The 26975-nt window shown below is 50.7% G+C and carries 25 protein-coding genes and 1 other RNA gene; 4 read left to right on the top strand and 22 right to left on the bottom strand.

Annotation, left to right across the window (positions count from 1 at the left end; genetic code table 11):
• Positions 1-46: 46 nt before the first annotated feature.
• Positions 47-1408 carry a dipeptidase gene (locus ACSZLD_RS08085; RefSeq protein ID WP_444684854.1) on the top strand — a complete coding sequence of 454 codons (1362 nt, stop codon included), beginning with the start codon at positions 47-49 and terminating at the stop codon, positions 1406-1408.
• A gap of 414 nt (positions 1409-1822) precedes the next feature.
• Here the strand turns inward: ACSZLD_RS08085 and ssrA are convergent.
• From ssrA to rpoN, 15 genes are all read right to left on the bottom strand, one after another.
• Positions 1823-2190, bottom strand: a transfer-messenger RNA (tmRNA) gene (ssrA, locus tag ACSZLD_RS08090).
• Positions 2191-2266: 76 nt separating this feature from the next.
• Positions 2267-2734 (bottom strand): SsrA-binding protein SmpB, encoded by a 468-nt coding sequence (gene smpB / locus ACSZLD_RS08095; protein ID WP_168005485.1) that lies wholly within the window; start codon positions 2732-2734, stop codon positions 2267-2269.
• 75 nt (positions 2735-2809) lie between these two features.
• Entirely contained in the window at positions 2810-5125 is a 2316-nt protein-coding gene (gene rnr / locus ACSZLD_RS08100; protein WP_444684855.1) for a ribonuclease R, read from the bottom strand.
• A 40-nt stretch (positions 5126-5165) separates the two neighbouring features.
• The gene (locus ACSZLD_RS08105; protein ID WP_444685010.1) at positions 5166-5912 is read right to left on the bottom strand and encodes an alpha/beta hydrolase; all 747 of its coding nucleotides are present in this window, start codon (positions 5910-5912) and stop codon (positions 5166-5168) included.
• Entirely contained in the window at positions 5878-6642 is a 765-nt protein-coding gene (locus tag ACSZLD_RS08110) for an alpha/beta hydrolase (RefSeq protein ID WP_377909658.1), read from the bottom strand. Before ACSZLD_RS08110 ends, ACSZLD_RS08105 begins: the two co-directional genes overlap by 35 nt.
• A gap of 134 nt (positions 6643-6776) precedes the next feature.
• Positions 6777-7007, bottom strand: coding sequence for a preprotein translocase subunit SecG (gene secG, locus ACSZLD_RS08115; protein WP_168005481.1), 231 nt, complete (start codon positions 7005-7007; stop codon positions 6777-6779).
• A 98-nt stretch (positions 7008-7105) separates the two neighbouring features.
• The gene (locus ACSZLD_RS08120) at positions 7106-8149 is read right to left on the bottom strand and encodes a Gfo/Idh/MocA family protein (protein WP_444684856.1); all 1044 of its coding nucleotides are present in this window, start codon (positions 8147-8149) and stop codon (positions 7106-7108) included.
• 421 nt (positions 8150-8570) lie between these two features.
• Positions 8571-9854 carry a phosphopyruvate hydratase gene (gene eno, locus ACSZLD_RS08125; protein ID WP_377909656.1) on the bottom strand — a complete coding sequence of 428 codons (1284 nt, stop codon included), beginning with the start codon at positions 9852-9854 and terminating at the stop codon, positions 8571-8573.
• Positions 9855-9963: 109 nt separating this feature from the next.
• Positions 9964-11499, bottom strand: a complete 1536-nt coding sequence (gene gpmI / locus ACSZLD_RS08130; protein ID WP_444684857.1) for a 2,3-bisphosphoglycerate-independent phosphoglycerate mutase — start codon at positions 11497-11499, stop codon at positions 9964-9966.
• Complete coding sequence (gene tpiA / locus ACSZLD_RS08135) at positions 11492-12250, bottom strand: triose-phosphate isomerase (RefSeq protein WP_444684858.1); 759 nt, start codon at positions 12248-12250, stop codon at positions 11492-11494. Before tpiA ends, gpmI begins: the two co-directional genes overlap by 8 nt.
• Positions 12251-12274: 24 nt before the next feature.
• Positions 12275-13459, bottom strand: a complete 1185-nt coding sequence (locus ACSZLD_RS08140; protein WP_444684859.1) for a phosphoglycerate kinase — start codon at positions 13457-13459, stop codon at positions 12275-12277.
• Between the two features lie 247 nt (positions 13460-13706).
• On the bottom strand, positions 13707-14714 hold the full coding sequence (gap, locus tag ACSZLD_RS08145; RefSeq protein WP_444684860.1) for a type I glyceraldehyde-3-phosphate dehydrogenase: 1008 nt from the start codon (positions 14712-14714) through the stop codon (positions 13707-13709).
• Between the two features lie 78 nt (positions 14715-14792).
• On the bottom strand, positions 14793-15818 hold the full coding sequence (locus ACSZLD_RS08150; RefSeq protein WP_377909651.1) for a sugar-binding transcriptional regulator: 1026 nt from the start codon (positions 15816-15818) through the stop codon (positions 14793-14795).
• Between the two features lie 153 nt (positions 15819-15971).
• Entirely contained in the window at positions 15972-16211 is a 240-nt protein-coding gene (locus ACSZLD_RS08155; protein WP_444684861.1) for a glutaredoxin family protein, read from the bottom strand.
• A gap of 21 nt (positions 16212-16232) precedes the next feature.
• A complete protein-coding gene (rpoN, locus tag ACSZLD_RS08160) occupies positions 16233-17537 on the bottom strand; it encodes an RNA polymerase factor sigma-54 (RefSeq protein ID WP_444685011.1) in 1305 nt (434 codons plus the stop codon).
• A gap of 215 nt (positions 17538-17752) precedes the next feature.
• Here rpoN and clpP point away from each other — a divergent pair, with 215 nt between their 5' ends.
• Positions 17753-18343, top strand: coding sequence for an ATP-dependent Clp endopeptidase proteolytic subunit ClpP (gene clpP / locus ACSZLD_RS08165; protein WP_377909649.1), 591 nt, complete (start codon positions 17753-17755; stop codon positions 18341-18343).
• 217 nt (positions 18344-18560) lie between these two features.
• Here the strand turns inward: clpP and ACSZLD_RS08170 are convergent, their stop codons facing one another.
• The 7 genes from ACSZLD_RS08170 to ACSZLD_RS08200 all read right to left on the bottom strand — a co-directional run bounded on the left by ACSZLD_RS08170 (position 18561) and on the right by ACSZLD_RS08200 (position 24502).
• A complete protein-coding gene (locus ACSZLD_RS08170; RefSeq protein ID WP_444684862.1) occupies positions 18561-18818 on the bottom strand; it encodes an HPr family phosphocarrier protein in 258 nt (85 codons plus the stop codon).
• Positions 18819-18893: 75 nt separating this feature from the next.
• A complete protein-coding gene (whiA, locus tag ACSZLD_RS08175; RefSeq protein WP_377909648.1) occupies positions 18894-19835 on the bottom strand; it encodes a DNA-binding protein WhiA in 942 nt (313 codons plus the stop codon).
• Positions 19836-19861: 26 nt separating this feature from the next.
• Positions 19862-20806, bottom strand: coding sequence for a gluconeogenesis morphogenetic factor MgfK (mgfK, locus tag ACSZLD_RS08180; protein ID WP_377909647.1), 945 nt, complete (start codon positions 20804-20806; stop codon positions 19862-19864).
• Positions 20803-21699 carry an RNase adapter RapZ gene (rapZ, locus tag ACSZLD_RS08185; protein ID WP_377909646.1) on the bottom strand — a complete coding sequence of 299 codons (897 nt, stop codon included), beginning with the start codon at positions 21697-21699 and terminating at the stop codon, positions 20803-20805. The genes mgfK and rapZ overlap by 4 nt, the downstream gene beginning before the upstream one ends.
• A gap of 12 nt (positions 21700-21711) precedes the next feature.
• Positions 21712-22191, bottom strand: coding sequence for an NUDIX domain-containing protein (locus ACSZLD_RS08190; protein WP_444684863.1), 480 nt, complete (start codon positions 22189-22191; stop codon positions 21712-21714).
• Positions 22192-22405: 214 nt separating this feature from the next.
• Positions 22406-23365 carry a thioredoxin-disulfide reductase gene (trxB, locus tag ACSZLD_RS08195; protein WP_377909644.1) on the bottom strand — a complete coding sequence of 320 codons (960 nt, stop codon included), beginning with the start codon at positions 23363-23365 and terminating at the stop codon, positions 22406-22408.
• A 138-nt stretch (positions 23366-23503) separates the two neighbouring features.
• Entirely contained in the window at positions 23504-24502 is a 999-nt protein-coding gene (locus ACSZLD_RS08200; RefSeq protein ID WP_377909643.1) for a tetratricopeptide repeat protein, read from the bottom strand.
• 217 nt (positions 24503-24719) lie between these two features.
• On the opposite strand from ACSZLD_RS08200, the gene ACSZLD_RS08205 reads away from it, so the two are divergent.
• Both ACSZLD_RS08205 and ACSZLD_RS08210 read left to right on the top strand, forming a co-directional pair.
• Complete coding sequence (locus tag ACSZLD_RS08205) at positions 24720-25271, top strand: isoprenylcysteine carboxylmethyltransferase family protein (protein ID WP_444684864.1); 552 nt, start codon at positions 24720-24722, stop codon at positions 25269-25271.
• Positions 25272-25369: 98 nt separating this feature from the next.
• Positions 25370-26881 carry a phytoene desaturase family protein gene (locus ACSZLD_RS08210; protein WP_444684865.1) on the top strand — a complete coding sequence of 504 codons (1512 nt, stop codon included), beginning with the start codon at positions 25370-25372 and terminating at the stop codon, positions 26879-26881.
• Positions 26882-26975: the final 94 nt, after the last annotated feature.

A 26975-nucleotide genomic window follows, 5' to 3' on the forward strand; every position in this document is an offset into this window, starting at 1 on the left:
AGGAGTAAACTAAAGAAGCATCCTAACCTGGAGGAGGAGATTACATATGGAACGTGTTAAGCAATATTTGCAGGATCATGAAGAGCGGCTGCTGGAGCAGCTTCAGCAGTTTCTCGCCATTGAGAGCATCAGTACAGATCCTGAAAAGAAACCAGCGATGGAAGAAGCGGTCACTTTTCTAACGAAGTATCTGACAGAAATAGGCTTCGATAAAGTTGAGCGCCGTGAAACCGGCGGTCATCCGCTCGTTTACGCCGAATATACCGGTGCGGAAGGAGCACCGACTGCGCTTTTCTACGGCCACTATGACGTACAGCCGGCCGATCCGTATGACCTATGGGACAGCGCCCCGTTCAGTCCCGAAATCCGAAGCGGCCGTTTGTTCGCCCGCGGTGCAAGCGACGACAAAGGACAGGTGTTTATGCACCTTGCCGTCTTTGAAGCGATGATGAAAACGGAAGGCCGTCTGCCTGTAAACGTAAAAGTCCTGATCGAAGGCGAAGAAGAAATCGGCAGCGAACACCTGTATACGTATCTGGACAATAATAAAGAAGAACTCGCGAGTGATTTTGCCCTCATTTCCGATTCCGGCATGGTCGATAAAGGAGTTCCAACAATTTTATACGGTCTGAAAGGCTTCACCGGCCTTGAGGTCACGCTCACAGGACCAGACCGCGATCTGCATTCCGGTCTTTACGGAGGCGCTGTGAAAAATCCGGCGATGGCGATGGCACAGCTGCTAGCCACGATGAAAAACACGGATGAACAAGTGACCGTGGACGGCTTTTATGAAAGCGCAGAGGATCTCCCGGAAGCAGAGCGAAAGCTCATGAACGAAGCACCGGGCGAACACTACCCGGAGACGACAGGAGTTCCGGAAACAACACCGGAAAAAGGCTATACGGCAAAAGAGCATACAATGGCCAGGCCGACGCTTGAGGTAAACGGATTGTTCGGCGGCTACCAGGGTGCTGGCACTAAAACGATTATTCCATCTGAAGCAACGGCCAAGCTGACGTGCCGCCTCGTTCCCGGTCAGGATCCGAAGCAGATTCAGGATGCCCTCGTCCGCCATATTGAAGCACACGTACCGAAAGGCGTACGCGCTGACATTAAACGGGAGGCTCTTTCAGCGAAAGCGTACAAAGTGGACCCGAATCACCCGCTTCTGCAGAAGGCTGCTGAAAGCTACTCGGCCGCATTCGGGCGCGAAACGGTTTTCGTACGCCTTGGCGGCTCGATTCCGGTGGTCGAATCGATCGACAGCGGCTTCGGCATTCCCGTCGTGCTGCTCGGCTTTGGTACACCGGAGGATAACCTCCATTCGCCGAATGAAAGCTTTCCAGTCGAGCATTTCTCCAAAGGAATGGAAGTCCTCGCCGATTTTTATACGAAAGCAGCAGAATAAATGAGCACAGGCCGGCGCATCCATCATGGGAGCACCGGCTTGTTTTTTTGCCAAGGAAGCATGATAACTTGACTGCTGCGGTTGATACGTTCGGGCGCATGAATGAAAAGATTTTCGTTATAACGTACGCTGAATGATAACAATAATAAGATTTGACCCGAGAATGAAAAGATTCAGCATGAGAATGAAAACATTACGTTCGAGGATAATAACGTCAGGGCTGCGGATGAAACGTTTGAGTCAGCCTGCCATTACCGGTACCGTTGACGTTTCCAGAAATCAGGCTGGCGCTTTTAATCTCCCTTCAACTCCGCCTGTTATAAAGACCGATCCCAAGCAAAAAGCAGGCTGCTCTCCTTCCAGGGAAAGCAGCCTGCTTAAAAATGCCCAATAAAAAACCACCAAATATGTATTTGGTGGAGACGGCGGGAATCGAACCCGCGTCCAGGGATAACGCAACTTACGCTTCTACGAGTGTAGTTGATTTATTAGAATTTCGCCGCTGCTTCAGCCAATCAACAGGCTTCCGCAGGGCTAACCTGATTAATCTCCTGCCGTTTTCCTCAGGTGGAGGAAAACGACCGTAGCCCACTTAGAGTGAGTCCCGGATCCTTCACATGGGCGATGAAGGGCGGAACCGCAAGCAGGGTTTTTACGCCGCTGCTAGTGCGAAGTTTTCTTCTTTGTTGCCAACTATAGGCAAGGTGAGCGTTTTTACGAGGACACTCAGCTCGACTCGCCACGCAAATCCGACCTATCCCTGTCGAATCCAGAACGTCCCCATGCTTGAGAGAACGTTAAGGAGTGTGGACCTTAACGGTAACTTCCATTATAACACAGTCAGCTGTATAGTCAAGTTCAGCGACCGAGCTGCTCGTCTTTGAATGCGCGCTGAATTTCACGCTTGGCGTCCTTCCGCTTTAAGTCTTCGCGCTTATCGAACTTCTTCTTCCCTTTACCGAGTCCAATCAATACCTTCGCGACTCCGTTTTTAATATACACCTTCAGCGGCACAAGCGTGTAGCCCTTCTGTTTTGTCAGACCGATCAGCTGATTGATCTGCTTGCGGTGCAGAAGAAGCTTCCGCGGACGCTCTGGTTCATGGTTATGACGGTTGCCCTGCTCATACTCACTGATATGCATATTGTGCAGCCAGGCTTCTCCATTGGAAATTCGCGCGAAGGAATCCTTCATGTTGACCCGGCGGTTGCGGATCGATTTAATCTCGGTACCGGTGAGCACCATGCCGGCTTCATACGTTTCTTCGATGGCGTAATCATGATTGGCTTTTTTATTTTGTGCAATTGGTTTGTTGAAATCGGACATTGGCAGTGCATCCTTTCTTCGTTGCTTTCAAAACTGCCGCTGAGCCGGAGCATCACTGCTCCGGCATGACGACTGCTATGATTTCTTTTTTGCTTTACGGCGTTGTTTTTTTGGCAGGTTTTCATAAAACGGCTTTTTCTTGCCGCGTTTCTTTTTGCCGCCTTTTTTATCATCCTGCGCTGGTCCGCCTTCCCGCTTCGGCTTTCTGCCACGCTTTTTGGACGAGTCAATCACCTGAGCGGTATCTTTCCGCTTCGGACGACGCTTTTTCATGCCGATGATTTCAAAATCAATAATCCGCTCATCGACGTTGACATTCGCCAGCCGGACTTCAAGCTCATCACCGATTTGAAACGTGGCTTTGCTCCGTTCGCCGACCATCGCCAGACGCTTTTCATCAAAATGATAATAGTCGTCGGTCATGTAGCTGACGTGGACCAGCCCTTCGATCGTGTTCGGCAGGCGGACAAACAGCCCGAAGTTCGTGACACCGCTGATCACACCGGTAAACTCTTCTCCGATCTTATCCTCCATATACTGCACTTTTTTCAGGTCATCCGTTTCACGCTCGGCATCCTCTGCACGGCGTTCCATTTCAGAAGAATGCTTTGTCAGATCGGGAAGCTTCTCCTGCCAGTGGTCGACGGTCTGATCGTCCGTTTTGCCTTCGATCAAATACGTGCGGATCAACCGGTGTACAATCAAATCCGGATAGCGGCGGATTGGCGATGTGAAGTGCGTATAGAAATCTGCAGCAAGTCCAAAGTGGCCTGCGTTTTGAGGATCATATTTCGCCTGCTTCAGAGAACGGAGCAGCATCGTGCTGATCACAGGCTCTTCTGCTTCACCCTTCACACTTCGCAGCAGCTTTTGCAGCGCCTGCGGGTGTACGCCGTTAGCCGTTCCTTTAATGACATAGCCAAATCCGGCTACGGTTTCGAGGAACTGCGCCAGCTTTGTCTCATCCGGATCTTCGTGAATCCGGTACACAAAGGGCAGCTTCAGCCAGTGGAAATGTTCAGCGACGGTTTCATTTGCGGCAAGCATAAATTCTTCGATCAGCTTTTCCGCCACGCTCCGCTCCCGAATTGTCACATCCGTCGGCCGGCCCTCGTCGTTAACGTGAACCTGTGCTTCTTTAAAATCAAAATCAATCGCACCGCGCTGAAACCGCTTTTTACGGAGAACAGCAGCGAGCTCTTCCATGTCTTTAAAGAACGGGACGAGTTCTTTATAGCGATTCATGACTTCTTCATCTTCGTCTTCAAGAATCTTTCGCACATCCGTATAGGTCATACGTTCATTCGTACGAATCACGCTTTCGAAAATCTCGTGGTGCACGACTTCTCCTGACGAGTTGATCTCCATGTTACAGGAGAGCGTCAAACGGTCCACCTGCGGGTTCAACGAGCAGATACCGTTTGAGAGACGGTGCGGGATCATCGGGATGACTCGGTCAACGAGATAGACGCTCGTGGCACGGTCAGATGCTTCTTTATCGATCGGCGAATGTTCGGTTACGTAGTGCGAGACGTCCGCAATGTGGACACCCAGCATGTAGTTGCCATTATCCAGTCGCTTCACCTGAACGGCATCGTCAAGGTCCTTTGCATCTGCGCCGTCAATCGTGACAATCGTTTCTTCACGCAGATCTCGTCTGCCTTCTAAATCTTCCGGATCAATTTCATCCGGTACGTTTTCTGCATGGCGAATGGCCTCCTCCGGAAAGTCTCCCGGCAGCCCGTGCTTGTGAATAATCGACATAATATCGACACCCGGGTCGTTTTTATGACCGATGATTCTCGTCACGTGCCCTTCCGCACTCGCCCGCCCTTCCGCGTAACGAGTGATCTCGACGACAACTTTATGGCCGTCTACCGCTCCGAGCGCCTGATTCTGCGGAATAAAAATATCCGCAGGAATCCGTTTATCATCCGGCACGACAAATCCAAAGCCCTTCTGCTCCTGATACGTGCCGACAGTCTGGGTCGTTCCGCGGCGTAAAATACGCACGATCGTGCCTTCCTGCCGGTCTCCTCCAGATTCCGGCTGAACGCGGACGAGCACCTCGTCGCTGTTCATTGCTCCGTTCATTTCACGCGGCGCGACGTAGATGTCATCTCCTTCGCCTCCCGTTTTAATAAACGCAAAGCCTTTTGGATGCATGATCACACTGCCCCGCTGCAGATTCATCCGCTCAGGCAGTCCGTAACGGTTCGTTCTCGTACGCACGAGGTGTCCTTCTTCTTCCAGCTCGTTCAACAGCTTCACTGCCTCTTTAAACCGGTCTGCTTCTTCGAGCTGTAATAGCTCTTCTAATTCTTTCATTCCAAGCGGTTTATCCGCCTGTTTAATTTCGTCCATAATGAGGTCTTTTGTTATATCCTGCATTATTGGTCTCCTTTCATGATGCGAGACCACTCATGAGTTATTATTCTGTCCAGTCCAGCGATTCAAGGAACGCGTAGATGTCTTCATGCAGCTGGTCTCGTTCTTTATCGAGTGTAATAACGTGGCCTGATTCTTCGTACCACTTCAGTTCTTTATGGTCTGTTTCCACCGTTTCATAGATGATGTTGGCGCTGTTGATGTCAATCATCTGGTCCTTCTTGCCCTGCGCAACAAATGTCGGCGTATAAATCTGATCGAGATTATCTTTTACTTCTTTGTTCAAGCCTCTCAGCTTTTTAATCGTCTCTGTCTGAGTTCCATCAAATGCCTTCATTTCTGCTTCTACTTCTTCTTCCGGCTTCTGCTCGTTTCGCTTGTACTTGCGTGCATATTCCTCCACGCCCTTGTACATTTTTTCTTCACTTTGAATTTCCACTGGTGAACACATCGTAAAAATACCTTTTAACGGCACCGTATAGCCGAGCTTTAAGGAGTAAACGCCTCCGAGAGACAGCCCGCCCGCCACGATTTCTTCGTAGCCGTCGTCTTTCAGCTTTTGATAAGCTGCCTGTACATCCTTCCACCAGTCTTCCGGTCCGGATTTAACCAGCTCTTCAGGAGGCACGCCGTGTCCTGTCATATGCGGCGCGTAGCACGTATAGCCCCGTTTATTCAGGTAGCGGCCGAGCATGCGGGTGTCCGCTGAGTTGCCGGTAAAGCCGTGCAGCAGCAGCACCGCCCTCGGTCCGCCTTTAAACGTGAATGGTTTCGGTTGAGCGATCTTCATCATCTGTCTTTCTACTCCTTTTGTCTTCCGTTCCTGCAAGCTCAGGATTGTTCAGGAAATGGCCGAGCTTGTTTAAAAATGCCTCTTTTTGATCGCCAAACCAGATATAGTGCTTAGCATCCTCAAAAAAGAATATTTCCTTATCTTCTGAACGGATATTCTCATAAATATAGTCAGCACTTCTTGCCGGTACGAGCCCGTCCTTCTCTCCTTGGACGATGAGCGTCGGCACTGTAATATCAGCCAGCGCATGGCGCAGCTTTTTGACAAGACGTGCAAATTCCAGTGTAGCTGTTGCCGGGGTCCGCTTTATTTTATTGCGGTAAAAATGGTATATGTCGTTTCCGTCAAGTTCTCCCTTTATGCCTTCCATGACCCATCCTTTTACATCCTCCGCGATTTGACGCGGATTTAAGTAAAAGACGGCAGAAGAGACGAGCACAAGCTTATCGATCGGATAATGAGCCGCCAGGTAGCCTGCAATCACACCGCCCATGGAAAAACCAATGACATACACTTTGTCACACCGGTTCATCAGTTCCTCCAATGCTACCTTGGCTTTGTAAATCCACTCGCGGTGGTCCGCTTCTTTCAAGCCGTTTTTGGTCCCGTCGTGGCCTGGGAGTTCAGGGGTGTATACGAGCCAGTTGTTCTGCCTCATGTAATGTTGTATATCTTCAACTTCTTTTGGTGTTCCAGTAAATCCATGGATAATCAGACAGCCTATCATGATGCGTCACCTTCCCGGGTTCGTCTTTTCCTGCTGTTATGAGCAGTTATTCCCGAAAAAAGGCTCTGTTAACCCGGGCCCCACAAAAAAAGAGGCCGTCCGGTTCAATTCCGGAACAGCCTCTGTCCTTGCGTTTACATAAAATAACCGAGCCAGAGAGCAAACACGAAGAAAAGAATACCAAGCACAACCGTTGCACGGCTGAGCACTGCTTCCAGTCCTCTTGCTTTCTGCTTGCCGACCATCTGCTCGGCACCGCCTGAGATAGCCCCTGAAAGACCGGCGCTGCGGCCTGACTGAAGCAGGACGACTGCAATGAGCAGAATCGATGTAATGACTAACGCTACTGACAGAAGTTGTTCCACGGAATACACCCCTTGTTAAACGTACATGAATACCTTGTGAAAATATAACACGAACTGTCGATTCGCGCAAGAGCTTCCCGGAAACTGCCGGTATTCGCTCAACGGAACGATACGGCCCTGCCCGTGGCTGCTGACTCATAAAAAGCATCCACCAGCTGCTGGATATACGTTCCCTGAGAGGCCGGTGCAGGAGCAGCTTTTTTATCGAGTACATCAAGAACATGCGCAAGCTGCCTATCGTAGGCATCCCGTTCTTCCATTTTATCGAGAAAGACCGGTGTTGTATCAAGCAGCGCACCGTATTTCTCCCCGTACATCCGAAATGGTGATGTATCCGCTCCGCCTTCATCACCAAAAAAGGAAACGTTCAGCCGCTCCTCTTCAGCCGTATTCGCGGCATAAGACGTTTCCAGCACGAGTGAGCTGCCGTTCTCAAACCGGATCATGCCGGAGGCGAAGTCCTCGACGCTGAACGTGTGCGGATCCCAGTCACCGAGCAGTCCGACTCCAGGTTTCCTCCCGAGCCGCTGATGCGTCACCCCCATCACTTCCACCGGCGTTTGAAACCCGCTGATGTAGGCAGCAAGGTCCAGCATGTGCACGCCGACATCAATCAGCGGGCCGCCGCCCTGCTTTTCCTTGTCCGTAAACGATCCCCAGCCGGGAATCCCGCGCCGTCTCACCGCCTGCACGTTCATATGATAGATGTCGCCAAGCTCGCCGCTGTCGACCGCTTTTTTTAAGACGATCGTCTCCAGTTGAAATCGGTGATGAAATCCGTACATCAAATGACGCTCCGCGTCAGCTGCAGCTGTTTCCATCAGCGATGCCTCGGCAGCATTCATAGCCGGCGGCTTTTCACAAAACACGTGCACACCTGCTTCAAACGCTCTCCGCACCGACGCCGCATGATACGCATTTGGCACACAGATCAGAACGAGGTCAAGCTGTTCCTTCTCATACATGTCTGCTTCCGACGTGTAGACACCGGGAATATGGAAGCGCTCGGCTGCCTTCTGAGCTGTTTCATGCGTTCGCGATGTGACAGCAGCGATTTCCGCTCTGCCATCCTTCAGCAGCGCTGGAATGTGTGCAGATGTCGCAATCATTCCCGGACCAACAATACCGATACGATAAGTCATGGAGTTCCTCCGTTTCTTTCAGGTGCGGAACCTGAGACAGTCTTTTCAATACCATTCGCTTTATAAGCTGGAAATTCCTCTTTCTAAATGAATATAGGATGGCACATCAATTTGTACAAAAAAAGATGAACGTTTTCTGGAGTAAGTTGAACGTTTTCCCGCCGTAAATCATCATTTATTCGTTATAGCAGTTCAAAATTGATGCTCGTAAACAGTTGCCGGTCGAAGTTAGTGCTTTTTTGACACGGAAGTTGAAGCTTTCAGGAGCCAAGTTAATCATTTCAAGTCAAAAGTTGAACACTTTCATTTCACCCAGCCAAGTCCAGCTTTCTGCATATAACACCCATCCCCCTTCAGGCTGCTGACATCCACCAAAAAAACGCCGCCCCAGGTCACTCTGGAGCGGCGTTTTATCTCATACTTATTTGTTCAGGTTGTAGAATGCTGTTTTACCAGCGTATTTGCCAACGTACTGCAGCTCGTCCTCAATGCGGAGAAGCTGATTGTACTTCGCGACGCGGTCTGTACGGGAAGGAGCACCCGTTTTGATCTGACCAGCGTTTGTCGCAACTGCGATGTCCGCGATGGTTGCATCTTCTGTTTCACCGGAACGGTGAGAGATCACGTTCGTGTAGCCTGCGCGCTTTGCCATTTCAATCGCTTCAAACGTTTCAGAAAGCGTACCGATCTGGTTTACTTTGATTAGAATGGAGTTGCCGATGCCTTCTTCAATACCGCGGGAAAGCTTTTCTGTGTTCGTCACGAATAGATCGTCCCCTACGAGCTGGACTTTGTCGCCGAGACGCTCGGTCAGCTTCTTGAAGCCGTCCCAGTCGTTCTCATCCAGTCCATCTTCAATAGAAACGATCGGATACTTATCGCAAAGCTCTGCGTAGAACTCGACCATTTCTTCAGACGTTTTTACAACGCCCTCACCTTTCAGGTTGTACTTGCCGTCTTCATAGATTTCAGAAGCAGCAACGTCCATTGCAAGCTGGATTTCTTCGCCCGGCTTGTAGCCTGCCTTTTCAATCGCTTCAATGATCGTAGACAGTGCTTCTTCGTTGGAGCCAAGGTCAGGAGCAAAGCCGCCTTCGTCTCCTACTGCTGTGTTGTAGCCTTTAGAGCTCAGTACCTTCTTCAGGTTGTGGAAAATTTCTGCACCCATCTGCAGCGCTTCAGAGAACGTGCCCGCGCCGACAGGCATGATCATGAATTCCTGAATGTCGACGTTGTTGTCTGCGTGCTCGCCGCCGTTCAGAATGTTCATCATTGGTGTCGGCAGCGTCTTCGCATTGAATCCGCCGAGGTACACGTAAAGTGGTACGCCGAGTGCGTCAGCTGCTGCGTGTGCAGCTGCCATGGATACACCAAGAATCGCGTTTGCGCCAAGCTTCTCTTTGTTTGGCGTGCCGTCAAGGTCGATCATCAGCTGGTCGATGCCAAGCTGATCGAGAACGTCAAAGCCGACCAGTTCCGGAGCGATCTCATCGTTGACGTTGTCGACTGCCTTCGTAACGCCTTTGCCCATCCATGTGTCGCCGCCGTCACGGAGCTCTACTGCTTCGTATTCACCAGTGGACGCACCGCTTGGCACGATTGCACGGCCAAATGCGCCGCTTTCTGTGTGTACTTCTACTTCTACTGTCGGGTTCCCGCGGGAATCGAGAACTTGTCGTGCATATACATCTGTAATAATTGTCATCGTTGCATTCTCTCCTTTTAATTAGATACTGAATGAAGACTTGCTGCCGGCTGCCGCCCTGATCAGGACAAGGTGAAGCAGAGCGTTTCGCCGGCTTGTCAATCACAGCTTACTTTTTAATGAGGCTCTTGCCTGTCATCTCTTCAGGCTGGTCAATTTCAAGCAGTTCGACCATCGTCGGTGCCAAATCGCCAAGAATGCCGTCTTCGCGAAGCGTCACGTTTTTATCCGTCACGATCACCGGCACCGGGTTCGTCGTGTGAGCGGTCATTGGAGATCCGTCTTCCATTTCCAGAACGTCCGCGTTGCCGTGATCGGCGGTGATGATCGTTTTACCGCCTTTTTCTTCGATCAGATCAACAATTTTGCCGAGACACTCATCAACGGCTTCCACTGCCTTGATGGTCGGTTCAAGCTTGCCGGAATGGCCGACCATATCCGGATTGGCAAAATTGAGAATGATCATATCGTGCTTATCGTTGCGGATTTCTTCCAGCAGCGCGTCGGTTACTTCATACGCGCTCATCTCAGGCTGCAGATCGTACGTCGCCACTTTTGGCGAATCGATCAGAATTCTCTCTTCACCGGGATATTCCTTTTCGCGGCCGCCGCTGAAAAAGAACGTCACGTGCGGATACTTTTCTGTTTCCGCAATGCGAAGCTGCTTTAAGCCCGCGTCAGATACCGTTTCTCCGAGCACGTTCTTCATGCTCGTCGGCTTAAATGCAACCTTGCCCTGAATCGATTCACTGAACTGTGTCAGACAGACATAATGAAGGTTTTTCGGAAAACGTTCGCCGAGATCAAAGTCATCGAAGTCGTTTTTCGTAAACACTTCTGACAGCTGAATCGCACGGTCCGGACGGAAATTGAAGAAAATGATCGCGTCATTATCCTGAATTGTGCCGACCGGCGTTTCGCCGTCTTCTGTAATAACGGACGGAAGGAAGAATTCATCGTGCACTTCTTTTTCGTAGGAAGCGTCAATCGCTTCCTTCGTGCTTGCGAACTTCTCACCTTCCCCATACACCATGGCCCGGTAGCTTTTTTCCACACGGTCCCAGCGCTTATCGCGGTCCATTGCATAGTAGCGGCCCTGAATCGTCGCAAGCTGTCCGGTACCGAGCTCTTTCATTTTATCCTCCAGCTCTTCTAGGTACTGCAGAGCTGTCGTCGGTCCGACATCACGACCGTCCAAAAATGCGTGTACGTACACTTTTTCGACCTTTTCACGATGAGCCATTTCAAGCAGGGCAAACAGATGCTTGATGTGGCTGTGAATCCCGCCGTCAGAAACGAGGCCGTACAAATGCAGGGCCGTTCCGTTTTTCTTGACGTGATCCATTGCTTCCTGGAACTCATCGTTATCGAAAAAGGAGCCGTCTTCAATCGACAGGTTGACGCGCGTCAGGCTTTGGTACACGACACGGCCTGCACCGATGTTCAAATGTCCAACCTCTGAGTTTCCCATCTGACCTTCGGGAAGACCGACAGCCAGGCCGCTTGCCTGCAAAGTGGCGTGCGGATACGTATTCCAGTAGCGGTCAAAGTTCGGCGTATTTGCCTGGGCGACCGCATTCCCTTTCGTTTCGTCCCGGAGGGCAAAGCCGTCCAGAATGATCAATGCTTTTGGTGCTTTACTCATTTCCAGCCTCCACAAGTTTTAAGAAAGAATCTGCTTCCAGGCTTGCTCCGCCGACTAACGCACCGTCGATATCCTGCTGACCGAGGAGATCTTCGATGTTGGCAGGCTTCACGCTGCCGCCGTACTGAATCTGTACAGCGTCTGCTGTATTAGCAGAAAACGTATTAGACAGAACTTCGCGGATCACGCCGCACGTTTCATTGGCATCCTCAGATGAAGCCGTTTTGCCTGTTCCGATCGCCCATACCGGTTCGTAGGCGATGACTGTTTTTTGCACGTCCGCTTCGGAAAGACCTTCAAGGGCACCTTTTACCTGGGTCGTCACGACATCGTTCGTCTTGTTGGCTTCGCGTTCCTCAAGCGTTTCTCCGACACAGATGATCGGTGTCAGACCGTGGCTGAGAGCAGCTTTTACCTTTTTGTTGACAGACTCATCCGTTTCGCCGAACATGTCGCGGCGCTCCGAATGCCCAATGACCACGTACTCTACGCCCAGATCCTTAAGTGCTGCCGGGCTTGTTTCTCCGGTATACGCACCGTTGTCTTCAAAGTGCATGTTCTGCGCGGCAATTTTCAGGTCAGTGCCTTGTGCTTCCTGTACGAGTGCATCCAGAAACAGGTCCGGAGAGCAGACGACCGCATCAACTTTAGACGCTGACGGAATGCTGTTCTTTACTTCCTGTACGAATGAAACAGCTTCTGATTTCGTTTTGTTCATTTTCCAGTTTCCTGCAATGATCGGTTTACGCATTGAGACATTCCTCCTGAATTAAGCTTATTTGTCGTTCAGTGCAGCAACGCCAGGCAGTTCTTTTCCTTCAATAAATTCAAGAGAAGCTCCGCCGCCTGTGGACATATGATCCATCTTATCTGCATAGCCAAATTTCTCAACAGCTGCCGCGGAGTCGCCGCCGCCAATCACGGTATACGTATCAGCCGCATCTGCGAGCGCTTCTGCAACACCGATCGTTCCTTTGGCGAATGAATCCAGTTCAAACACACCCATAGGACCATTCCAGATGACAAGCTTTGAATTCTTGATGACATCTGCATACGTTTTAATCGTTTCCGGTCCGATATCGAGTGCTTCCCAGTCTGCCGGAATATCGTCGATGGAAACGACTTTTTTATTCGCATCTTCACCAAAGTCATCCGCTACTGTCACATCCTGCGGCATGTAGAAGTTGACACCCTTCTCTTCTGCCTTTTGCATGAACTGCTTCGCTAGATCAATTTTGTCTTCTTCAAGCAGAGATTTACCGATTTCTTTGCCCTGCGCCTTCACAAACGTATACGCAAGTCCGCCGCCGATGATGAGGTTATCCACTTTGTCAAGCAGATTGTCAATGACACCGATTTTGTCCTTCACCTTTGCGCCGCCGATAATGGCAGTAAACGGCCGTTCCGGTGATTCGAGGGCTTTTCCGAGAACGTCGAGCTCCTTTTCCATGAGAAGTCCTGCAACAGCAGGCAGATGCTCGGCAATACCTGCGGTAGAAGCGTGCGCACGGTGTGCAGCTCCGAAAGCGTCGTTGACGTAAATGTCTGCAAGCTCTGCAAACTGCTTCGCCAGACCGCCGTCATTCTTTTCTTCTCCAGCTTCAAAACGAACGTTCTCAAGCAGCACGATACCGCCTTCGTCAATGTGCTCCACTGCCTGCTTCGGCTCATCGCCGTATACGGCATCCGTTTTGACTACTTCCCGCTCCAGAAGGTCGCTCAAACGTTTTGCGACTGGGTCCAGGCGCAGCTCTTCTACCGCTTCTCCCTTAGGACGTCCGAGGTGGCTTGCCAGAATCACTTTTGCGCCTTGATCGGCCAGCATTTTAATCGTCGGCAGAGCCGCCCGGATTCGCGTATCGTCCGTCACTTCCCCGTCCTTCATTGGAACGTTAAAGTCCACTCGGCAAAACACACGCTTTCCTTTTACATCGATGTCACGCACAGATTGCTTGTTCATCGCATATAACCTCCTTCAGTCTTATGTGACAGGCAGCGTCAAAAAAGCACGTCAGCTTACATTTCGCTGCCTCCGAGAAAAGTCCTGCTTTTCAGCAGCTTTTCTTATGAGCTCCTTTTTTAAACACGTTGCCTTTGCGCAACTCTTTCTGACAGAGATTCACGATCCGGCACCATGTAAAAAGGAGGCAGGACACGGGCCCGCCTCCTAAAGGGTGTTTCAGGATGGTGTTTACTGCATAAGCAGATTAAAGTCCTTTAGATACGATGTACTCAACGAGGTTGATAACCTGCTGAGAGTAGCCTGTTTCGTTATCGTACCAGGAAATTACTTTAACCATGTTGTCTTCCATAACCATTGTGGACAGTCCGTCAACCGTAGATGCATACGTGTTGCCGTTGTAGTCCTTGGATACGAGCGGCTCTTCGCTGTAGCCGAGGATGCCCTTCAGTTCGCCTTCAGCAGCCTCTTTAAATGCGTTGTTAACATCATCAGCTGTTACGTTCTTGTCGAGCTCTGCTACGAGGTCAACGAGAGAAACGTTAGGTGTTGGTACACGCATCGCGCCGCCGTTCAGCTTGCCTTTCAGTTCAGGCAGAACGAGTGCGACTGCTTTTGCAGCTCCAGTAGATGTCGGGATGATGCTTTCTGCTGCTGCACGTGCACGACGATAGTCTTTGTGCGGCAGGTCCAGAATGTTCTGGTCATTCGTGTACGAGTGAACCGTCGTCATCATGCCGCGCTTCAGACCGAACTTGTCATTCAGTACTTTTGCGAATGGCGCCAGGCAGTTCGTTGTGCAGGACGCGTTGGAGATAACGTGATGCTTTTCCGGATCATACTTATCTTCGTTTACACCTACAACGAATGTTGCATCTTCACCTGAAGCAGGTGCAGAGATAACAACTTTCTTAGCGCCAGCTTCAATGTGCTTAGCAGCAGCGTCTCGTGATGTGAAGATACCAGTAGATTCTACTACTACTTCTACACCAAGCTCGCCCCACTTCAGCTGAGCTGGATCCTTTTCAGAGGTAACGATAATTTCCTTGCCGTCAACGACGAGGTTGTCGCCTTTTGCAGAAACGTCGACATCCAGCTTGCCATGTACGGAATCGTACTGCAGCAGGTGTGCCAGCATGTCAGCGTCTGTCAGGTCGTTTACAGCTACTACTTCCACTTCAGGGCTCTCAAGCGCCTGACGGAATACAACTCGCCCGATACGTCCAAACCCGTTAATACCAATCTTCGTTGCCATGATAAAATTCCTCCTTAAAGTAGGTAAAATATAGTTCAAGGCTTCCCCTTGAAATCCCGTAGTCATCTCCTCCGGTGATCAGCCGCGGTTTAATATCCGCCTTGCTGCTCCTTCATCGGTGACGAGCACCTGTCCAGGCGCCCGCTTCATACAGGCTTCGATGGCGTCTGCCTTGGATGAACCGCCGGCCACTGCAATGATTGCAGGGATCGTCGTCAGCTCTTCCAGCTGCAGGCCGATCGTCGTGACTTTATGAACGATTCCGCCGTCTGCGTCAAAATAATAACCGAATGCTTCTGCTACTGCTTTGCCGTCCTCCAGCTTTTTCAATACGTCCGGCGGTGTATCCCGCCGCTCAGCCATCGTCTTTGCGTCTCCGATGCCGTGTACGACCATCGTTGCTGCATGGATCAGCTTCAGCACGGACTGTACATTTGGTTCGCTGATGAGGGAATCGTATGCTTCCTGGCTCAGCTGGTCCGGTACGTGAAGCAGCCGGTACGACCCCATTGCCTTGCGGGCCATCGTGGAGCAGATCGTGTTCGCCTGATTCTCCACTTGCTCACCGAGTCCGCCCCGAGCTGGAACGAACAGTGCTTCTTTTAAGTCTGCATCCGGCACCAGCATTTCGGCAACAGCTGCAATCGATGTACCGCCGGTTACCGCAATCACGTTGTTATCTGGAAGCAGCTTCCGCTTCATTACGCTGACTGCAGAGCGGCCAAGCTCTTTTTTTACCCAGCTGAATTCATCACTGTCGCCGGGAACGACATGTACTTCCTCCACGTTAAGACGCTTTTGAAGCTCTTCTTCCATCGTTCTCGTGTCGAATACTTCTTTCATGACAGCTTCCAGCTGACCGAGCAGCGTCTGACCTTCATCTGTCAGCAGCATTCCGGTGGCATGAAATTCAACAAGGCCCTGATCTTTTAAAAATGTTACCTCGGCACGCAGCACCCGCTCGGACATCTCGAGGCTTGCAGCTAATGTTCGTCTGCCGATTGGCTGCATGAGCCGGATATAACGGAGCACCCTGTAGCGGAGCCCCATGACTTCCACGAGATCAGGAAGCAGTTTTTTCTGCAGATCAAGCAGCATATTCATGCGGATTCTCCTTTTACCCAGACATGCGGGACATATGTAGTCCCTAGTAGACAAATTGTGTCCCACCAAGGTGTAAAAAAATCACCTTTTTGAAAGGCGTAAGAATACTCCCGCTTACGCCTTTATTGTAGCAGTATCCTTTTCCGTGCGCAACTAGGAAGTTTTCATTGCAGCCAGCAGTTCGCCGTAGCTGACCATCCCCTCCTGAAGCACCCTACCGTCTATCGTTTCTATAACCGGTATGCGCAGCTGGTAAACTTCCAGCCATTCATCCCGCTGATAAATATTACGTTTTTCCCAGCTGATATCCGTCTCCTCTGCCGCCATTTCGAGCTTTTCCTCTGCCTCATCACAGAGCGGACAATTTTCTTTTGTATAAAAGTACAGCTTCATGACCGTCCCTCCGATTCTGTTTTATGATTCATACCGCTTCCGCTTTGAAGATGACGGGACGTGCATTTCCTCACGGTACTTAGCGACAGTCCGCCGCTTCAGCTCAATGCCGTGCTCGTCAGCGAGCAGCTGTGACAGTTTTTGATCCGACAACGGTTTTCGCTTATTTTCGCCGTCAATCATTTTCTTCAGATAGATCTTCGCCCTGTCTGCAGACTGATCTGCCCCGCTTTCCGTTACGACACCGGATTTAAAGAAAAATTTTAGCTCATATAACCCCCGCGGTGTCTGTACGTATTTTTTCGTTGCTGCACGAGAGACCGTGGATTCATGTATATCCAGCTTTTCTGCAACAGTCTTCAACGTCAGCGGCTTCAAGTGTTCCGGCCCGTGTTCCAAAAACGCACGCTGGTGCTCGACAACTGCTTTTGTAACGCGCAGGATCGTGTCCTGACGCTGGGCAATGCTGCGCTGAATCCAGAGAAACTGCTCCTGCTTCTGTTTCAAATAAGACTGGACCTCCTGCTCGTCCTGCCGGTAAAGCTGCTCGTAGCTGCGGTTGATCCGCATAACCGGCAGCGCATCGTTGTTCAGCTGCACAAGCCACTCCCCGTCCTTTAATGTGACCGTTGCATCGGGGGTTATATATTCAGCAGGCTCCTGATAAAAAGCTGCCCCTGGCTTTGGATTCAGCGTTACGATAAAATCGGCTGCTGACTGCACGTCGGCAGCCGTCACGTTTTCATCTTTGGCAATTTGCTTAAACTGCCTTGAAGCCAGCCGGTCCAGATGCCTGTCGACTACCGCCTCTGCGAGTCTGTCACGTACAGGCATCCGCTCGAGCTGAAGCAGCAGACATTCGCGCAGCGAGCCTGCGCCGACACCGGCCGGCTCAAGCGATTGAAGCAAACGAAGGCAAGCCGCAATAAGCTCTTCCGGCTCATTCAGCTCCTCTGCAAACTGCGCAGCATTGCCGGCGAGGTAGCCATTTTCGTCGACATTAAGTGCCAGATACGATGCAACTGCGTATTCCTTTGCATCCAGCTGCTGCTCCCGCAGCTGACTGAGCAGGTGGTCCTGCAGCCCCTCTTCTCCAGCCGCAACAAAGTCCAGCGCGGAGATTCCGGCATCGTCACTGCTGACAGGCCGGTGAAAATCTTTTTCCGCTTTGCTGACATCAAGTTCGATCAACGGATTTTCCAGCTGCTGTTCCTGTAAATAATCATGAAGGTCCTGCACCGAATACTGCAGCATCGTGATCGCTTGTCGCAGTTCATTCGTCATGACAAGCTTCATGGACTGCTGCTGGATCATACTAAAATCCATGTTCACCGGGCATTCCTCCTTCGCTTTACTCTGCAGTCTATTTTATCATAATCCATCGTGTTTGAGTTTTCCGATGAACGGTAATGGAAAGTAGTGATATACTAAAATGGATGATGACGCGAATTGTTTGACCTTAATTGACCTTAGCGGTAAGATGGGTACATACGGAAGAACAAGCGTCCCGTAGTATCATTATTTTTAAAGGAGGAATTGTAATGAATCTAGTACCTACAGTTATTGAACAAACGAACCGCGGGGAACGCGCATATGATATTTACTCCCGCCTTCTAAAGGACCGTATTATTATGCTCGGTTCCGGGATCGATGATAACGTGGCGAACTCTATCGTAAGTCAGCTGCTGTTCCTGACGGCAGACGATCCGGATAAGGACATTTCGCTTTACATTAACAGCCCGGGCGGATCTATCACGGCCGGAATGGCAATTTACGACACCATGCAGTTCATCAAGCCAAACGTTCAGACAATCTGCATTGGGATGGCTGCATCAATGGGAGCATTCCTGCTTGCTGCAGGCGCGAAAGGCAAGCGCTATGCGCTGCCAAACAGTGAAGTCATGATCCACCAGCCGCTCGGCGGAACGCAGGGACAGGCATCGGACATTGAGATTCACGCGAAGCGTATCGTGCGCATGCGTGAAAAGCTGAACGAAATTCTGGCGGAGCGTACCGGTCAGGATATCAGCACGATCAGCCGTGACACAGACCGCGATAACTTCATGAGCGCTGTTGAAGCTAAAGAATACGGCCTCATTGATGAAGTAATGGACAAATCTCAAAAGGTTTAATGATCATGCTGCTTCCTTAACAGGGGGGCAGCTTTTTTTTATGGAAAACCATCTCCGCGAAAGCGTGACGTTCTGTCTGAACGCCGACATCACCTTACTCTGCTCGTCAGGAGCTCCGCCTTTATTCGCTTAGGGTGCTTTTTCACGATAACCCGTCCAATGGAACACGTTTTGTTCTCGCAGCAACAAAAAAACCGCCCTGCTGGACGGCTTTTGACTACTCTTCTTTTTCAACAAAGGAGCTGAGGGCGCTGAGGGCTTCTTCTTCATCTGGACCGTCGGCTTTAATTGTAATACCCTTGTTTGCTCCTACGGCAATACTCATAATTCCCATGATGCTTTTTGCGTTCACGTTTTTTCCGTCTTTTTCAATAAAAATATCTGCGTGAAATTTATTTGCTTCCTGCACGAACAGGGCAGCGGGCCTGGCTTGAAGACCTGTCTTTCGTTTTACTGTTACATTTTTTTCGATCATTGACTGATTCCTCCTTTGATTCATATCGGGATCATGACAAACGCTTACATCGCTGAGTAAGAAAGAAGCGGGGGATTATACTTTTTCCCCCGCACGAAGCTTGTTGGCAAATTCTTCGATCTTGCGAAGCCGGTGATTGATTCCGGACTTGCTGACCGATCCACCCTTCAGCATTTCGCCAAGTTCCTTTAAGGAAATATCCTGATGCTCAATCCGAAGCTCGGCCACTTCTCTCAGCTTATCCGGGAGCGCCTCCAGGCCGATCTCATCGCGGATAAAACGGATGTTTTCGACTTGACGCATGGCGGCTCCTACGGTTTTGTTCAAGTTCGCTGTTTCACAGTTCACTAGCCTGTTCACCGAATTTCGCATGTCCTTCATGATCCGCGTGTCCTCAAATCGCAGCAGCGCCTGATGGGCACCGATCACGTTTAAGAAGTCACTGATTTTCTCTCCTTCTTTCAAATAAAGCACGAAGCCCTTCTTGCGTTCGATCATTTTAGCGGGAAGATAAAACTCCTGCATCAGCTCCATCAGCGAACGGGTATGCTCCTCGTAGAAGGAGAATATCTCCAAATGATAGGAAGCGGTGTCCGGATGATTGACCGATCCTCCGGCTAGAAATGCGCCGCGCAGGTAGGACCGCTTGCAGCACGTTTCACGGATCAGATCCTCGTCGATCGATCGCGTAAAGCTGAACGTTTCATCGACAATTTTCAGCGATTCGAGAAGCCGCCGTGCATCTTTTGAAATACGGACGACGTACACGTTGTTTTTCTTAAGCCGCATCTTTCTGCGGACGAGAAGCTCCACGTGAACCTCGAAAATCTTCTTGAGCAGCGTGTAAATTCGTCTTGCAATTGCTGCATTTTCTGTTTGAATATCAAGTGACATCTGCATGTTGCGAAGCGATACCGCTCCGTTCATGCGAACCAGCGCCGCAAGCTCAGCCTTCGAACAGCACGCGTCGGCCTCAAGCTGGGTTAATTCTTTTTTCGTCTGAGATGCAAATGACATGCTTCATCCCTCCCCTCGGGAAGTCTCTACAGCAGGGATAAAAGCCGCTGGGAGACCTTCATTGCATCGTGGCGCAGCAGGCTGCCCGAGATGGTGAGCAGCCTGTCGGAAATGATAGTAACATCCATGTCCTTCAGTCTGTTTTCATCAACAGCGACGTGCGATGCGCCTTCTTCTTTATACTTTTCCGCAAACGTCTCGGGAATTTCCTGTGTATTTAATAATACCGCATCTACTACGTTTGTGCCAACATGAGCATGTATCGCTTCGACATGATCGGCAACCGAATACCCGTCTGTTTCACCTGGCTGCGTCATCACGTTGCAGATATACACCTTCGGCACGTCCGACCGGATCAATGCTTCCTTCATGCCCGGCACGAGCAGGTTCGGAATAATGCTCGTATACAGACTTCCGGGTCCGAGAACGATCAAATCCGCCTGCTCAATGGCATAAACAGCCTCTGCCATCGGGCGCGGCCACTCCGGCTCCAGGTACACCCGCTTGATCGGCTTGCCGACGGTGGGAATATTTGACTCTCCCCGGCAGACGGTTCCATCTGTGAATTCAGCTACGAGCGTTAAATGCTCATTGGAAGCAGGAATCACTTTCCCTTTCACATTCAGAACCCGGCTGATTTCCTGAACACCCTGGGCAAAGTCTCCTGTAATGCTGCTCATCCCCGCCAGCAGCAGGTTCCCGAGCGAATGGCCGGTGAGCCCAGCGCCGTTGGTGAAGCGATGCTGAAACAATTCTTCTACAAGCGGCTCTACCTCTGACAGTGCTACGAGCACGTTCCGCACATCTCCAGGAGGCGGGATATCAAGTTCTTCCCGCAGTCTGCCTGAGCTGCCGCCGTCATCCGCTACCGTTACAATCGCTGAAATATCAACTGGAAATGTCTTTAGACCGCGAAGAAGCACAGACAAACCGGTGCCTCCCCCGATCACGCAGACGTTCGCCCGTTTCATTTCTCGCGCCGTCCTTTTTCCACGTCGCGGTGCGACACATACGCCTGGTAGTCGAGCTCTGTGAGCCTCTTCTGAAAATACTCCGCCAGCGTAACGGAACGGTGCTTGCCTCCGGTACAGCCGATCGCAATCACCAGCTGGCTCTTTCCTTCCCGCTTATAGTGGGGGAGCATATATTGAAGCAAATCGTCCAGCTTTTCTACGAATTTTTTCGTTTCATCCCACTTGAGTACGTAGTCGGACACTTCTTGATCGAGACCGGTCAGCGGCCGCATGTGGTCAATGTAGTGCGGATTCGGCAGAAAACGTACATCGAACACGAGATCTGCATCAATCGGCAGCCCGTGCTTGAATCCGAAAGAAAGCACGTTTACCTGAAACGTATCTTTCTCCTCCGATGAAAATTGCTGCAAAATTCGTTCCCGCAGCTGCAGCGGCTTCAGACCGGTCGTATCGAGAATCACCTGTGCAGCACCTTTTAATTCATCCAGAAGCTCTCGTTCCGCATGAATTCCGGTCAGCGGAGACGACTGTTCAGACAGCGGGTGTGAACGGCGGGTTTCTTTGTAGCGCTTAACGAGTGTTTCATCATCCGCATCCAGGTAAAGAATTTTCGGCGTCACCTTGGATTCTGCGCCTATCCGGTTCATCGTTTCAAACAGCTGATCAAAAAACTCACGGGCGCGCAGGTCAATCACAAGCGCCGCCTTCTGCATTTTTCCCGCTGAACTGTCGACAAGATCAATGAATTTTGGTATCAGCGCAGGGGGAAGGTTGTCGACACAAAAATACCCCATGTCCTCAAAGCTCTGTACAGCGACGGTTTTCCCTGCACCGGACATGCCGGTGATGATGACAAGTTCGAGTTCATTATGTTTAGCCACGTCTTCCATTCCCTTCTGCCTCTAAAGTCGTCTCCCATTCAATTCAAACACTGCTTCCTGCAGCTCCCGGTGATGATTGTAAATCAGCGTGCCATACAAGAGCCCCGGTTCGTTCATAACTGCGTTGACGGCCTTCCGGTCCGCTTCGTCCATCGGAATATCGCTCAATCCCGATACCGGGATCCAATCAAGCTCTCCTTCAGGCGACCGGCTGCGCAGCGTGCCACTGAATCCTTTTGCGTAGAACAGAAACATCGTGCGTTTTTCCACGTAGCTTTCGCCATCGGTCACAAGGTGCGTTAAAATACCGCGCAGCTCCGGACGTCTGATCGTAAGTCCGGTTTCTTCGTATACTTCCCGGGCAGCCGCTTCCGGCGCCAGTTCTTCATGCTCCATTTTACCGCCCGGCACATACCACCAGCCGCGCTTCGGCTTTTTGATCATGAGAAGCCGTCCTTCATACTCAATCATACAATTCGTAATCCGCTGCAACGTCTCCACCTCCGAAACTTCCTAAGCTGTTTCCAGTATACTACAAAATTCGAACGGATTAAAAAGCAATCAGCTGAGCCGGTCCGGCCTCGAAAACAAAAAAAGGGCACGGACTGCGGTCGTCCGTGCCGAAAAACAATATAAAAGGGGGTCAATTACAATCCCTAGTATAACGAATCATTGTTGCACATTGGTTACAGCTCAATTAAAGAGTCATTACGATTTAGACAGACTCTTTTTCCGTTTGCAGCTCTTCCATCAGGTTTTCAATATAATGCTGGGCAGACTGTGCTGCAATACTGCCGTCCCCTGTTGCGGTGACGATCTGGCGGAGCATCTTATCACGGATGTCGCCTGCTGCAAAAATGCCCGGAATGTCAGTCTGCATGTCGCCGTCTGTGACAACGTACCCTTCTTTATTCGTAATGCCGAGATCAATAAACGGTTTGTTCAGGGGCAGCATGCCGATATAGACGAACACGCCGTCCGTTTTATACTCTTTTTCGGACCCGTCTTTCTTATTAATCAGCGTCACACTGCCGACTTTTCCGTTTTCCTCGTGAATTTCTTTTAACACGTGGCTCCAGATAAAGTCGATCTTTTCGTTATTAAAGGCACGGTCCTGCAGTATTTTCTGTGCCCGCAGCTCGTCGCGGCGGTGCACCACCGTAACCTTGCTCGCAAAACGCGTCAGATAGACGGCTTCTTCAACCGCTGAATCTCCTCCGCCGATAACAAAGAGCTCTTTCTCTTTGAAGAAAGCTCCGTCACATACGGCACAATAGGAAACACCGCGTCCGCCGAGTTCTTCTTCACCCGGCACACCGATTTTTTTATATTCGGCACCAGTAGAAATGATAATGGAACGTGTTTTAATTTCACCGTTTCCGAGAACAATTGTTTTGTACTCGCGTCCATCTTTAATTTCCTGGACATCCCCATACTTGTATTCCGCACCAAACTTTGTTGCATGCTCAAACATTTTGTTTGAAAGATCCGGTCCGAGAATATGATCGTAGCCCGGATAGTTTTCGACTTCTTCTGTATTGGCCATTTGACCTCCAGGCATGCCGCGCTCAAGCATGACAGTGGACAAGTTTGCACGGGACGTATAGACGGCAGCCGTCATACCGGCAGGTCCTGCACCGATAATCACTACATCATAAATGGTTTCTTCACTCATTGTTTCACTCTCCTATACGTAATTAATTCCCCTGGATTTCTGATGAACTGTCTTCATCCTAAAGAATTTGCAGATGCGTGTCCACTTATCTGCTCATATACCCCCACAGGCATACAAAACGTGATCATGACAAGGTTTTTAATACGTCCAATCCTCCATCCAGGCATCTGCCTCTACAGAACGAAGCTTCATAAACCGCTCCCGTTTTTCGGGCTGCATCGAAGCCGCCTGCTCCCAAAGTCTTGACGCCCGGCTCTCATAGCCCGCATATTTTGCGGCTGCAGCAAGCTGATGCAGGTAAACCGCCCGTTCGACCGGCACGGATTCGCGGAGCAGGTGATACGCCCGCTTGAAGCACCCTGCCGCAAACAGCACTTTTGCGAGCACGTAGCGCTCCCAGCGATCCATCGGATAAAGACCGGCAAGATCTGCTTCCAGCTCTTCTTTCGTCCGGCTTCCCTGCATAAGCGTCCCAAGCTCCAGCAGGCATCGCGCACTCGTATCCGCACCTTCTTTTTCCATTAAGTTGTTCAGGATATCGGCCGCTTCTTCAAATTTCCCCTGCCGAATCTGTGCTTCCGCCAGCACACCGTACATGAACCAGCAGCGGCTCTGTTCGGCTGTGAAGCGGAGCGCCTCTTCCTCTGCTTCTGCGAACTGCCCCTCGTGCAGCAGCATAACAGCGTGTGCGGTAAATGGATCCGTACGGTGCCGGTCCGTATGTTCCTGGCCCAGCTCTACTTTCAGCAAATAGTGCAGGGCATCGGCATCCTCCCGGAAATCTCCCGTGCAGTCCAGTTCCATGTACATTTCCAAATAGGCCTTCGCTTCTTCAAACTCCCCGCTGTGTGCCAGATTGTTCGCAAGGAAAAAGTAGCTTTCGCTCATCGACGGATCAACGTCTTCAATAATCTGCCGCAGCCATCGGTTGGAGGACGAGTAGTCGCCTTCCTCCGCTAGCAGAATGGCGAGCTGGCAAAGAAATACGGGCTCTTCCGGGTCCATGTCCACAGCACGCTTGATCAGATGAATGGATTTAGCTGTCTGTTTATTCTGGTACGCTTCAATACCCTTTTTATAAAAAAAACTACCATCCCTCATGAAAGGGATGACTTGCGCGTTTCTCGTCTGCGTCATGGAGACACGTCCTCCGTTCAGAAAATCGGTCATTTTTCTTTAAGAAGTATAACATGCACGGCACACGCGGACAATGTGATTTTCCACTCTTTCTCGCGGTTGGGATTTTTTTCTGAATATTGGTGCAGATGGGTTAGACACGTTGTATAACGGGTATGGGAGGAAAGAGCCGCAAACTGGCTTCCTACATATATCAGGCAGAACGGAGCTGGGACGCATGCCGCTTTATGACATTATTTTCACTGCCCTTTCGATTATCTGGGTGCTCGAATTTCTCTTATTTAAAAGCCGCAGAAATACTGACCGGTCAGAACGCGGATCGTTTCCGTGGATCATGACAGCTGCTGTTTCTGCTGTCATTTTATCCATCGTGAGCCGCGAGGCCGGTCTTCTTACGTTCGGCGGTGCAGGTTTACTGACAGCTGGACTCATTCTCTATGCTTCCGGGATCGCGCTCCGCTACTGGGGCATTCTTGCGCTCGGCAGGCAGTTCACACGCGGTGTACAAGTCCGGGAGGGCGATCAGCTCGTCAGTCACGGGCCGTTCCGGCTGCTCCGCCACCCGCTCTATACCGGCCTGCTTCTGCTGTTAGCCGGTTTTGCCCTGTTCATGACGAGCCTGCCCGGACTTGCTATCGTGCTGTTTGTGTTTCTGCCGCTTTTGCTTAAGCGGATTCGCGATGAGGAAGCGGCGCTTACACGCTCGTTTGGCAGCACGTATCAGGAGTGGCTGGAAGGCCGCTATCGAATTTTACCGTTTATTTATTAAACTTAGGCTGCAGCAGCTGGGTACGTCCCCTGCACGGCGGCTTTTGCAGACATCCACGATCGACAGACTACACTAGTAAATATGGAGGTGCGGGAAAGATGACAGTGAAACAAAAAGCAGTGGTGATCGGGGCCGGACTCGGCGGCCTTTCAGCAGCAATGAGACTGGCCGGAGACGGCTATGACGTAACAGTCCTCGAAAAAAACGAGCGGATCGGCGGCAAGCTGAACCAGCGCAGCGGAAAGGGGTTTACGTTTGATACGGGACCTTCCATTCTGACGATGCCCTGGGTGCTCGAGCAGCTGTTTAACAGCGTCCACCGCAATGTCGATGATTACATGGACATTGTCCGTATCGAGCCGCAGTGGAAAACATTTTTCGAGGACGGTACGACACTGAACGTGCTGTCCGATATACCGGATATGCTGAATGAAATGAAGAAAGTGAAGCCCGATCCGGGACACTCCTTTATGAAGTTCCTCAGCTATTCCCAGGACATGTACGATCTTTGTATGAAAAGCTTTTACAAAACGAGCATCACGGGGTTAAAAGATTTAAAGCAGCAGCATACGCTGAAGGAGCTGCTTTCCATGGATCCATTTAATACCGTTGCTGACAGCACGAAAAAGCATTTCGACAACAAATACTTGGAGCAGCTGTTCAACTTTTTCGTTATGTACGTCGGCTCTAATCCGTACCAGTCGCCCGCCATTTTGAACCAGCTCGTTTACGTTCAGCTTGGACTCGGCATTCATTACGTAAAGGGCGGCATGTACAACATCGCACGCGGCATGAAAAACGTGCTGGACGAACTGCGCGTCGACGTCCGCACCGATACACCCGTTTCCCATATCCACCTGGAGAATGATGCGGCTACCGGCGTTGTTACGGAAGACGGCGACTACGTTCCGGCTGATATCGTCGTCTCCAATCTGGAAGTCATTCCGGCCTATGAGACGCTTCTTCCGAAAAACGGGCGCACGAAAAAGGAAGTGAAATCACTCTCGAAAACATATGAACCGACCGTTTCCGGACTTGTCCTGCTGCTGGGCACCGACCGCGAGTTCCCGCAGCTTGAGCATCACAATTTCTTCTTCTCAGAAGATCCGGAGAAGGAATTCAAACAAATTTTTGAAAAAGGGGTGCCGGCTGATGATCCAACGATTTATATTGGGGTTTCTTCTAAAACCGATCCTTCGCAGGCTCCGGAAGGGAAGGAAAACCTCTTCGTTCTCACCCACGTCCCGCCAAAGACCGCGATGAAGAAAAAAGGAGACTGGGACCGCTACAGGGAAGTCGTCCTCGACAAGCTGGAGCGAATGGGGCTGACCGGACTGCGCAGTTCTATTGAATTTGAATATGAATTCAATCCGGATACGCTGGAAGAGCTTTACGGTGCCAACGGCGGATCCATTTACGGGATCGCCGCCAACAAGGATACGAACGGCGGCTTTAAAATTCCGGCACGCAGCCAGCTGTATGATAATCTCTACTTCAGCGGCGGATCCACTCATCCTGGCGGCGGAGTGCCGATGGTTACCCTATCCGGCCAGCTGACAGCTGATCTGATCAAAGAAGACCAAAAAGCAAAGGCTAAAAAAGCACAGTAACTACCAAAAGACCGGTACAAGGCATTTTCGTACCGGTCTTCAGGCTGTTGAAAAAGCCTTTCGACTTACATGTTTATTCGTTTTGTAGTATTTC

The sequence above is a fragment of the Alkalicoccus luteus genome (genome assembly GCF_052061695.1).
Taxonomy (GTDB): Bacteria; Bacillota; Bacilli; order Bacillales; family Salisediminibacteriaceae; genus Alkalicoccus; species Alkalicoccus luteus.